Below are 11,630 nucleotides of genomic sequence, written 5' to 3' on the forward strand. Positions count from 1 at the left end.
TGTCCAAATGTCATTTAGTGCATTGGTATTGGTCATGGGCAGGGTGATCCTGGGTCCGTATGAAGCATGGGTTTATGAAAACCCGCGAAATCTATTTCAACGCGTGTCCACATTTTGTATGGTTGCCGTCCTTGGAGTCGGACCGTACCTCAATAAAAAATTTATCAAGTTTTCTTGGATCGTCAGAAAGATCCTCCTGCTCATCTCAATCAGTATTTTGTGTGTGGTATGCGTGATTATCTACTATGTAATAAAAAATATATTGGAAATGATTTTTTTATAAGAAGGATTTTGTTTCGATAAAAATTAAAGGACTGTGAAACGATGGACTATTTGTTGACTTGTACGTCGGAGGAACTGGCCCTGTTGGTTACCATAAACGGGTATCCAAGTGTGGCCAAAACGATTGCGGAAGCTTCATTTGGGAAGAAAAGTGAAAAAGAATGGCAGGCGATCATGGAAGCAGCCGTCCACCAATTAATCCAGAAGCAGCTTTGGGACGAAGAAAAGGATGCAAATGGCGAGAGCCCGGTAAGTGAGGAAGTCCAAGAATTTATTCGTTCCTATGTGGAATCGAAATGGATGATTCGCTGCTCGAATCAAGCGAAGTCCAATATTTTGATGCTCCACCATATTGAAGGGACCACGTGGATGACCCATGTGATTGACCGGGACATCATTCATGAATTTGCCTACATCCACCGCGAGGAGATTCCGGCGATTGTCCGGGATTATTATGCCTTTTCCGATGCGCCGCTTGAAAAAGGGCTTGAGTTTAATCTGACAGACAAGGCGTTTGATTTATTAAGCAAGCCCGGTAAGGAAAAGAAGGTAAGAAAGATGTGCCGCTTTACAGCGGAAGAAGAGGAAGGCTTTGAACAGTTTGTGAGCGATTTGCAAGCAGAAGGCTGGTCGTTGTTTAATATTTCCTTTTTCCAGTTAGAAGGCCTTGAAGCCGATCCTTACCTTGAAAATATTGTATTCTTTCTTCCTTCGAAACAAGGAATCTGGCTGATTGAATACAGTGATCATGACGTTAAACCGGTACAAATTCAGTTAAGCCCCCATGAAGAGTGGTGTGATTTGTTAGATGGCGTAGGGATGGCCGCAGCGAATGTGGAATAAAAGGGGAGGTCGATTCATGCTTAAAAACAACTGGAAGAGTGTCTCCGCTTGGAGTGCGGGTTTGACCATAATTTTATTCATTGCAGCGCTGATTATGAACCCGCAATTTTTTACTAGCCTTAACAATATTGTCAGGGCAATTGGTGTAATGTTTATTGGAAGTTTTTTTATATTAATGATTGTGGTGGCAATTCTTCACCTTTTCAAGGAATATCGCTTGGCTGATAAACGTGGAAAGCGGCTTTTTCTTGTCCTTCTTATTATCACTATCATTATTTATGGACCAAGAATTATCGCAGATTTTAGATAGGAAGCGTTCGTTTATTTATATAATGCTATATTAGTATAACTTTGGTGCTGACACTTTAAGGAGAGAATGGTTTTGATTTTAACGCTTTTTGATCGGGGCAAGGCTTTCACCCTCGTACTTCCCGAAAAAATTACCGGAAGATATATCCTGACAACTGAAGACAACGCGGGTAATCCGAAAGATTTAATGGCGGTCGAAGCGGAAGCGGGTAAATGGTATGTTAAGTCAAATCAATATGCCCATCTGAAAGATTCCGATCCGAAAGCGCTGCTTGAGCCATTCCTGACCTATACGATTGATCGTGACGGCGATTCCTCGGCCCTCCTCTATGCGGAGCCGTTCAGCGAGGACCGCAACGAGTTTACGAGACATATTGTGACCCGTGACGTGGTGAAGATTGGCCGTGCCAAGGATAATCATATTTGTTTTACGAATAAACTCGTTTCCAGCACACACGCATTGATTGAATACAGCAGCGACGGACAGGCGAAGCTGCGCGATCTAAACAGCTCAAACGGCACGTATGTAAACGGAGAAAGAATTGGCGAAAAAGTTCTCGCAATCGGCGATGTCATCTCGATTATGGGCTTACGGATTATCTTTAATGGCCACATGCTTTCATTAAATAATCCGCATCAGCTTGTGTTTTTAGACAGGGGCAGTTTTCAGCCGTTTGCAGTGCAAAAGCCGGTTATCGAAGAAGACGACGAGCTCGATGATTTTTTAATAGAAGAAGAGAATGAAGATCTGTTCTATCGCTCGCCGCGTTTTAAGCGGGAGGTTGAGCGGAAAACGATCAAGATTGACCCACCGCCGCAGCCCCAGGCGCCGGATGAGACACCGCTCATGTTAATGCTCGGCCCATCGATTACGATGGGGATGGCCTCGCTTGCAACTGGGGTGTTCGCTGTGCTCAATGTCATGCGGACAAACGGTGATATGATGTACGCGATGCCGACTTTGGTGATGTCGGTCAGTATGCTGATTGGGATGATTCTTTGGCCGATTTTAACGAAACGGTATGAAAAGAAACGGCGGATTGCTCAGGAGAAAATCCGCCAGGAAAAATACTTACAATACATAGAAGACATGAAAAGAGCGATTAGGGCAGAATGCTCGCATCAATGCGAGATTCTCCACGAAAACCATGTTTCGCTTGAAAATTGCTTGCAACGGATTGACCGGCGCGAACGCAATTTGTGGGAACGGGTCATCGGGCAAGAGGATTTCTTACGGGTCCGTGTCGGGATTGGCGATTTATCGATGGTGGCGGAAATCAAGTATCCTGAAAAGAAATTTACCTTAGAGGATGACAATCTTCAAGAGGCATTGTACCAATTGGTCGATGCTCCGAAAATTCTCCCTCAGGTGCCCGTCACCCTGTCGTTGATCGAAGAGCGAGTGAGTGGAATTATCGGTCCTCGGGAAAATGTCGTCGATTTCGTCAAGGGGATTATTTTTCAATTAACGGCGTTACATAGCTATGACGAGCTGAAACTCGTGTTTATTTACGATCCATCGGAGCCGTGGGAATTTGTGAAATGGCTGCCACATGTGTGGGATGATGAGAAATCCATTCGCTTTATGGCGACGGATGACAATGAAATCAAGGAGCTTTCGGCTTATTTTGAGAAGGAGCTTGTGCTTCGGGAAGAGCAGGAGTGGAAGCCCGCACCGCCGCATTATCTCGTGTTTTCAATGAACAAGGAGCTGGCGGGAAAAGCGGAAATGGTCAATTTGCTTTTAAAGGGGAAACGGGGCTTCAGCTTAATCACCCTTTATGATGAGCTTGAAAAGCTGCCGAAGGAATGCACAAATGTTGTCGAGTTGGATGGTATGACCGGGAAAATCTATGACAAGGATGACCTCTCAGGCAGATATCAGGCATTTGAGCCCGATATTTATTTCAAGAAGGATGCCGAGGAGATGGCGGTCAAGTTGGCCAATATCCAGCTAGCATCATCCGTTGAAGCTTTCGCCTTGCCAGAGATGATGACGTTTTTAGAGATGTTTGGGGTCGGAAAAATTGAACATTTGAACGCGCTGACGCGGTGGAGTGAAAATAATCCAACTGTCACGATGAGAACACCGATTGGGGTCAACACGCGCGGTGAACACTTTTCGATCGACCTTCACGAAAAATACCACGGTCCGCATGGGCTGATTGCTGGAATGACCGGTTCGGGAAAAAGTGAATTGATTATGACGCTGATTTTATCGCTCGCGGTCAATTACCATCCGGACGAAGTGGCGTTTATTTTGATCGATTATAAGGGCGGCGGCATGGCGAATGCCTTCTGGAACCTGCCGCATCTCGCCGGTACGATTACCAATCTAGACGGTGCGGCGGTGAAGCGGTCGCTGATTTCGATTCAAAGTGAATTGAAGCGGCGCCAGGCCATTTTTAGCGAAACAAGCCGGCGCTTGAACGAAAGCAATATTGATATTTACAAATACCAAAAGTTGTACCGCGAGGGCGTTGTTTCGGAGCCTTTGCAGCATTTATTAATGATTTCCGACGAGTTTGCTGAGTTAAAGACGCAGCAGCCGGAATTCATGGAGCAGCTGGTCAGTGCGGCGCGGATTGGCCGAAGCTTGGGCGTGCATTTGATTTTAGCGACGCAGAAGCCTTCTGGGGTTGTAGATGATCAGATTTGGAGTAATAGTAAGTTCCGGATCAGCTTGAAGGTGCAGGAGAAGGCCGACAGTATGGAGGTCATCAAGCGCCCGGATGCCGCGGAATTATCGCAAACCGGTCGTTTCTTCCTGCAGGTCGGCTACAACGAGCTGTTTGAGCTTGGGCAGTCGGCGTGGGCCGGGGCGCCGTATTATCCTGCGGATCGAGTGGAGAAGCGGAAGGATGATGGGATTGAGATTATCGACCAGTTAGGGCGTGTTGTGAAGAAGGCGCGGCTTGAGCGGGAGCGTCGTGTGAAGAATCCTTCGAAGCAAATTGATGAAGTGGTGAAATATCTTGCAGCGCTTGCGGAGCAGGAACGGATTCAGGTGAAGCCACTGTGGCTTGAACCAATACCAGCTGATATTTATGTGGATGAATTGAAGGCGAAGTACGGCTTTGTTTCGGCTCCTGACCTCGGGTTGAATCCCGTCATTGGTGAATACGATGATCCGGCGAATCAACGGCAGAGTGTTCTGAGGTTGCCGTTTGAAGGCAATACGGTCGTCTACGGGGTGGCCGGCAGCGGGAAGACAACGCTGTTAACTACTCTCATTTACTCGTTGATGGAAGAGCACACGCCAGACGAGGTCCATCTTTATCTCCTCGATTTTGGCTCTGAGACCTTGAGCTGGTATCGCGAGGCGCCGCACGTCGGCGATGTTATGCTTTCGCATGATGCGGAGAAGATTGATGGCCTCTTTAAAATGATTACGGCTGAAATGGCTGTCAGGAAGAAGCGATTTGCTGAGTACGGGGGCGACTTCAGGGCCTTTAATAAAAGGTCGCCACAGACGGTCCCGTCATTGGTGGTAGTCATCCATAATTATGCGGCGTTCGCTGAAACGTATGAGCAATATGAGGAAACGATTTCCTACTTGACGCGCGAGGGTCTGAAATATGGGGTTTATTTTGTGGTGACGGCGTTGAATACAGGGGCGATAAGGTACCGCCTGTTGCAGAACTTTAAACAGTTGTATGTGCTGCAGTTGAATGATGCTTCTGAATACTCCGGGGTACTGGGACATGTTGATGGGGTTTATCCATCGAAATTTAAAGGCCGGGGGATATTTAAGACGGATGCCGTTTATGAGTTTCAGGTGGCACAAATTGGGCGTGCTTCGTCCGACTTGTATCGCTTTGTGACCGAGTATTGCCGGAGTTATCAGTGGCAGGGCGCTCGGGCGAATCGGGTGCCGCTATTGCCAGAGAAGGTAGATGTTCACTATTTAGCTGATTTCGATGGCGTTTCGGGTGTGCCGATTGGGATTGAAAAAGGGTCTTTGGCGGTTGCCGGGTATGATTTTGATGCCTCGTTTGTGAATTTTGTATCGGCGTTGAGTGTGGATGATTGCACTGGGTTTATGCAGGGACTTGCTGAGGTTGTATCGCGCGATGCGGACGGTGAGGTCATGGTTCTCGATGCTGGGGCAGGCTTTGCGGCCGACCTTTATAGCGGGTACCAATATGTGGTTGAGACGGAACGACTAGAAGAGATGGTTGTGCACTTGTTTAATACTTTGGTGTATCGCAACAACACAACGAAGGATGCTCTTGCGGAGGGTGCGGAACCTCCGGTGTTTGAGAAAATTACCTGTTTGGTGAATTCATTGAGCGGGTTAATGGCAGAGTTGTCTGAGGATAGCAAGGATAAGCTGAAGGTCTTTTTGGAAAAAGGCGACGGGCTGAAGGTGACGATGATCATAGCTGATGCAGCGGATAAAATCAGTCCGATGATGTATGATGCGTGGTTCCAAAAACAGGTGTCGCTCAATCAAGCGATATGGGTCGGCAATGGGATTGCTGAGCAATATGTCTTTAAGATTGGCAAAATCACAAACGACTTGTATGGGGAGCTGCCGGAGGGCTTTGGCTATGTCATTCAGAAGGGAAAAGTGAAGCTTTTGAAGCTTGTGACTGCTGCAGAGGTTCTTGTAGAGGGGGCGGTGCAATATGCATAAGATTTTAGTCGATGTCTATAACCCCGCCGCCTCACGTTCCTTTGATGTGTTTATTCCGGTAAAAAGTAAGCTGTATGAGGTTTTGATGTTGCTGTCGAATACGGTTTCTGAGTTATCTCAGGGCTATTATAAGGCGTCTGAGCAGACAATTCTTTGTGACCGGAAGACGGGGAATGTTTTGGACTTAGGCAGGACGGTTGAGGAGCTTGGCTTGAAGAATGGGGCGAAGTTGATGCTGCTGTGATGTAGGTTGGAAGCGTTAATGGCGTATGGCGGTGTCTAACAGGCGGAAGGCGTGGTGTAACTAGCGTTTGGCGGTGTCTAACTGGCGGAAGGTTTGGCGTAACTGGCGAAACGCAGTCCTACTGGCGGAAGGCGTGCCATAACTTGCGTATGGCACGACATAACTGGCGGATGCTGGCCGTAAACTGGCGCATAGCCATTTTCTATAGGCGAAAGATGTCCTAATAGAGGAGGAATATCACTTTAAAGGAGGTGAAAAAACATGGCAAGATCCATTATGGTAGATCCGGCTAAGCTGGAAGATGCAGCAAATAAGATTGACCAGCAATCAGCTGAATACGAAAGACTTTATAAAGCACTTTTTCAAGAAGTAGACGGAATGCAAGCTGCTTGGCAAGGGCAGGATAACGTGGCATATACAACCCAAATCAAAGGATTTACGGATGATTTCCAAAAAATGACTCAGCTCATGAGACAATACTCCGATTTCCTAAAAGTTAGCGCAAAAACTTACAGAAACACACAGCAAGATATTATTTCTGGAGCGAAACGTCTGACAAACTAATAAGTAGATTGCTAGGAAAGAGAGGTGGAACCCATGACAATTGAAGGAATTAAAATTGGCCTTAATGAGGTCACTAGTACCGCCAGCCAAATCCGCACGTTAAACCACAACTTAACAGCGAGACTGGACGAAATCAAAAAAGAAATGAACGCCTTAGCCAATGCGTGGAACAGTGATGCATCCAACACAATCAGAAACAACTTTAACTCACTCGTACCAAAATTCGATAACTTCCGCGAAATCGTCGAAAGCTACGGAAAATTCTTAGACCAAACCGTCAACTCATACGACAGCACAGAAACAGCCATCAACAACAACGCCAGCGCATTCAAATAATTTAGATTGTGGAACATTCTGTGGAACAAGAAAATTCGGGTGGTGCCTGTCACCTGTCGAATTTTGTCAGGCACCACTAACATAGGGAGGGGAGTATAGATGATTAGAAATATGGAGCTTAAGCTAGAGGATTATGGGTTTTCGAAGTATTTTTATTTTCCAGTTCCGGAGGGGATGGAGTTGGATGCTGAGTTGGTGGCGGATAAGGCGGAGACGGATTTGTTGACGAATAATAAGATGCGGATTTCGGGGCTGCTGCCGTTTGGTGTGGTGAAGAAGGATGGGGCGGCTGCGCTGCGCTATGATATGATTTCGCCGGTCAATTTGGAGCAGCTTTTCGCGAGTACCCTAACGAAGGAGCGGCTTGTGGACAGTCTTTTAATGATGATGGAAGGTCTGGAGGACCTCGAGAAACATGGCCTCAATCCCGAGAAAATCCTGCTCAACAAGAAATATATCTTCCTTGATGACTTTTCAAATAGATTAGTATTTTTGTACGTTCCGGTGAAAGTTAATGTTTTTGAAAAGGTATCAATGAACGAGTTTCTTAAAACGTTGATTGCCGAGACCCCGTACGATGAAGCAGATGATTTGTTATTTTTTATCAAGCTCCACAATTATCTAGTCAAAAACGCTGACCTTCATTTACCGGATTTTAGAGAAAAGCTGAAGGAGTTTGCTGCGGTTGGAGCGGGCCCAGCGACGGATTCAGGCAAGGCGGTTCCACAGGCGCATTTTTATAGTCCAAGCCAGGGGAATGTTGTCAGTGAAGCGGCTGCCGCAGTGGAAGAGGGTACGACGGTTTTAGGTGCAGTCAACATTCAGGAGGAAGAGGGCACCACGGCATTGGGGGTCGGACCGCAATCTATTGCAAGGCCGTTTCTATTTGAAGCAGCTACAGGGGAAAAAATCTTTCTGAGGAAGGATGTTTTTAAGCTGGGCCGGGACCCCGAGCGGGTTGATTTTGTTGCGAAAAATAAAGTGGTCGGCCGGGTTCATGCGGAGATCGTTACGGTAGACGGGGAATATTTCTTTGTGGACAAACAGTCTCGAAATGGCAGCTACTTAAACGGGGTAAGGCTCGTGCAAAATAGCAAAATCAAGCTGAAGCATGAAGATAAAATTAAACTTGCAAACGAAGAGTTTGTTTTTAGATTGTTCTAAAATAGTAGATTTTGAGATTCGCGGATAAACTTTTGTAATCCGAGGTTAAGGGGTTATTTGGCACCTCTTTCGGGGGATATATAGGTGAAAAACAAAAGAATGAGGGTTGAACTATGGCCATTTTAACGGCATTCCATACCGATGTGGGGATAAAAAAGAAAACCAATCAGGATGGATTATTACTAAAAACAGCCCGGACACCAAAAGGACAGGTCGGCCTGTTCGTGGTCTGTGACGGCATGGGGGGCTTGGCTCAGGGAGAGCTCGCCAGCGCAACCGTCATTAGGGGGATGGCCGATTGGTTTGACTCCGAGATGCCGAACATCGCTCAATCCGAGCACTTGGAGGAAGACATTCGCAGGGAGCTAGAAGCCTGCATTCAACAATTAAATGAAAAAATCTTGGGCTACGGGGAGGCTGAAAAGGTAACCTTAGGGACTACCTTAACGGCACTGCTCATGGTTCACGACAAATACTATATCGCCCACATTGGCGACAGCAGAGTCTATCAAATTTCGAGGACCCTAACCCAATTAACGACAGATCAAACGTTAGTTGCAAGAGAAGTGGCCCGCGGCAATCTGACGGAGGAGCAGGCTAAATCGGATCCGCGCCGAAATGTGTTGCTGCAATGCGTTGGGGCAACGAAGGATATTGAGATTGCTTTCGCTTCAGGGGAACTTAAGGAAAAAACGGTTTTTATGTTGTGTTCAGATGGATTTTATCACCAGATTTCAGAGGCAGAGCTAGCAGAGAGCTTTCATCCGGCCAAGCTGATGGATGAAGTACGGATAAAGGAAAAGGTAATTGAGTTAGTCGAGTTAGTGAAAGCACGAAAAGAAGTCGATAACATTTCGGTTGTGGTGGCAAAAGTGGTATAGGCTACGGGGGGAGTTTTTCTTGATACAGATTGGAACAGTAATCGATGATCGCTATGAAATATTAAAAGAGATCGGCCGCGGCGGGATGAGTATCGTCTACCTTGCTATGGATAACCGCCTCAATAAATCTTTGGTCGTAAAAGATATCCGCAAGCGCGAGCCGAGCAACAATGAGCTGCTTATCAACAGCTTGATTGTCGAAGCCAACATGCTGAAGAAACTCGACCACGGGGCCTTGCCGAAAATCTATGACATCATCGATTCTGAAGGCGATATCTACGTTGTCATGGACTACATCGAAGGTGAGTCGTTAAAAGAAAAACTGAAACGAGAAAAAACCATTCCCGCTGACAAAGTCATTGAATGGGCAAAGCAGCTCGGCGAAGTTTTAGAATACATACATACGAGAAAACCCCACCCGATTATTTACAGGGATATGAAACCGGACAACATCATGCTTACCCCGGAGGGCAAAATCAAGCTCGTCGACTTCGGGATCGCCCGCGAGTTTAAGGCGGAAAGCACAACCGATACGACCAATCTTGGGACGAAATCCTATGCAGCGCCAGAGCAGCTCTCAGGCAAGCAGACTGATGCAAGGACCGATCTTTATAGTTTAGGAGTTACCTTATATCATCTCGTCACTGGAAAAAGTATCAATGAACCGCCGTTTGAGTTGAAGCCGATTCGTCACTGGGATCCGGCCCTGCCGGAAGGGCTTGAACATATTATCAATAAGTGTACCCAGTCCGAGCCGGGTAACCGTTATCAAAGCAGTAGTGAGCTGCTCTATGATCTTTACAATATTAACAAGTTGACAGAAAGATACAAGCAAAAGCTGCGGAAAAAATTGTCGGTGTATCTGGTCCCTGTCATACTGTTTTTTATTTTTACAACAACAGCTGTTGCTGGGTTTCAGGGCATCAAAAATACGGAGTTCCAGGATTATATGAAACTAGTAAATGAGGCAGGTGTCGCGCATATGAATGGCGAGGACCAGAAGGCGCTCAAATTGCTGGAAAAAGCAATCACAACTGTCGATAAAAAGCGTTCTGAGGCTTATATCAGTTTGCTGGATTTATTTATTAGCCGCAATGAAACCGATGACGGCCTAACAAAAATTGAAACCTATATCAACAGTGAATATGGGAATATCCAGAAAAATAGCGAGCTCCGCTTCAAGATGGGGATGACTTATTTTGATCTGTTGCATAATTATCCGGAGGCGCTGAAGCATTTTAATCACGTTGATCCCGAGGAAATCCCTGATGTGCAATACTATGAAACGATTGCCACGCAGGCGAGCTCGATGAATATAGATTATAAAAGGTTTGCCAACAACTTGAAAAGGTTTGAAAAATTTAATGATGGGCTCGCCAATGACCGGAAAAAAGTCGATAACTATAAATCCTTGGCCGGAATCTATATTTCCTATAAAGGGCAGTTGGACGGAGCCAATACGAAAACGATTGAAATCATCAATAAAGCGGACAAGGTCCTTAAGTCCATTGGTGATGAAAAATTGCAATCCCAGTATGATGAGGATTTTAAAAGTAAACTGGGGCAGGCCTATTACAGCAGGGGCGTGAATTTGCAGTCAAGAGCAGATCTTGAACAGGCAATCCGATTTTATCAAGAACTGCTGGAGGATTTGGACGAGCAAGACAAACCGGAAGTGTTAACGAAAATCGGTGTGATTTATCAGGATATGAAGGATTGGGCGAAGGCTGTCACGACGCTGCAGGATACGATCAAGGGATATCCGAAGTACATCGATGCCTATATAAAACTAGCAGATGTATTGCTAGATATCGAACAAGCCAAGCCGGAGGGCAAGCGTAATTTTAAGCAGGCCAAACAAGTGTATGAAAAAGTAAGTAAGCTTGCCGGTGCGAAGGGCGATGCTGATTTTAAAAAGTTGACAGGGCGGCTTGTGGCACTCGGTCTCAAGTAGAAAGGGGGAGAAAAGATGGGGTACCAGATCATGTTTTACGGGGGCCTAGCCGGCGCACTGATTACTTTCGCCATCTCGATTGTCCTTTTTGTAAAAATGGAGATCGCCCAGGTTTTCACCGATTTAACCGGGATTCAGTTTCGGAAAAAACGCCGGCGAATGGATGAGGAATCTAGGGAAAAGCATACAAAGGAAATCATGCTGAAAAAGCAGTATGCGGAATTAGCGGCTGCCGAGGAAACAGAGCTCTTGGAAGTGGCGGAAACGGTGGTGCTTGGGGACATTGAGGAAACGACCTTACTGACGGAAGAGACAACGCTTTTAGTAGAAGAAACGACACTTTTGGTAGAAAACGAGTTTATCAAAGAAGTAGATGTGGTGATTGTGCATTCCAACACGGTCATCTAGAGGGGA

At 46.2% G+C, this 11,630-nt stretch carries 10 protein-coding genes; all 10 read left to right on the top strand.

Annotated features, from left to right (window positions below; genetic code table 11):
- Nucleotides 1-324: 324 nt before the first annotated feature.
- The 10 genes from M028_RS0103845 to M028_RS0103890 all read left to right on the top strand — a co-directional run bounded on the left by M028_RS0103845 (nt 325) and on the right by M028_RS0103890 (nt 11,624).
- Nucleotides 325-1,125: a hypothetical protein gene (locus M028_RS0103845; protein ID WP_026572736.1), complete on the top strand. Its 801-nt coding sequence runs from the start codon at nt 325-327 to the stop codon at nt 1,123-1,125.
- A gap of 16 nt (nt 1,126-1,141) precedes the next feature.
- Nucleotides 1,142-1,435: a hypothetical protein gene (locus tag M028_RS0103850; RefSeq protein WP_026572737.1), complete on the top strand. Its 294-nt coding sequence runs from the start codon at nt 1,142-1,144 to the stop codon at nt 1,433-1,435.
- A 66-nt stretch (nt 1,436-1,501) separates the two neighbouring features.
- Entirely contained in the window at nt 1,502-6,073 is a 4,572-nt protein-coding gene (gene essC / locus M028_RS0103855) for a type VII secretion protein EssC (RefSeq protein ID WP_442852770.1), read from the top strand.
- Nucleotides 6,066-6,317, top strand: a complete 252-nt coding sequence (locus M028_RS0103860) for a methyltransferase (protein ID WP_026572739.1) — start codon at nt 6,066-6,068, stop codon at nt 6,315-6,317. The genes essC and M028_RS0103860 overlap by 8 nt, the downstream gene beginning before the upstream one ends.
- 261 nt (nt 6,318-6,578) lie before the next feature.
- Entirely contained in the window at nt 6,579-6,881 is a 303-nt protein-coding gene (locus M028_RS0103865) for a WXG100 family type VII secretion target (RefSeq protein ID WP_026572740.1), read from the top strand.
- A 33-nt stretch (nt 6,882-6,914) separates the two neighbouring features.
- Nucleotides 6,915-7,217 carry a pore-forming ESAT-6 family protein gene (locus M028_RS0103870; RefSeq protein ID WP_051590913.1) on the top strand — a complete coding sequence of 101 codons (303 nt, stop codon included), beginning with the start codon at nt 6,915-6,917 and terminating at the stop codon, nt 7,215-7,217.
- A gap of 99 nt (nt 7,218-7,316) precedes the next feature.
- Complete coding sequence (locus M028_RS0103875; RefSeq protein ID WP_026572742.1) at nt 7,317-8,381, top strand: DUF6382 domain-containing protein; 1,065 nt, start codon at nt 7,317-7,319, stop codon at nt 8,379-8,381.
- A 113-nt stretch (nt 8,382-8,494) separates the two neighbouring features.
- Entirely contained in the window at nt 8,495-9,262 is a 768-nt protein-coding gene (locus M028_RS0103880; RefSeq protein WP_026572743.1) for a PP2C family protein-serine/threonine phosphatase, read from the top strand.
- A 19-nt stretch (nt 9,263-9,281) separates the two neighbouring features.
- A complete protein-coding gene (locus M028_RS0103885; protein WP_026572744.1) occupies nt 9,282-11,216 on the top strand; it encodes a protein kinase domain-containing protein in 1,935 nt (644 codons plus the stop codon).
- Between the two features lie 15 nt (nt 11,217-11,231).
- Complete coding sequence (locus M028_RS0103890) at nt 11,232-11,624, top strand: hypothetical protein (protein ID WP_026572745.1); 393 nt, start codon at nt 11,232-11,234, stop codon at nt 11,622-11,624.
- The last annotated feature ends 6 nt before the right edge of the window (nt 11,625-11,630 follow it).

This window comes from Bacillus sp. UNC438CL73TsuS30 (genome assembly GCF_000482325.1).
Classification (GTDB): Bacteria; Bacillota; Bacilli; order Bacillales; family Cytobacillaceae; genus Neobacillus.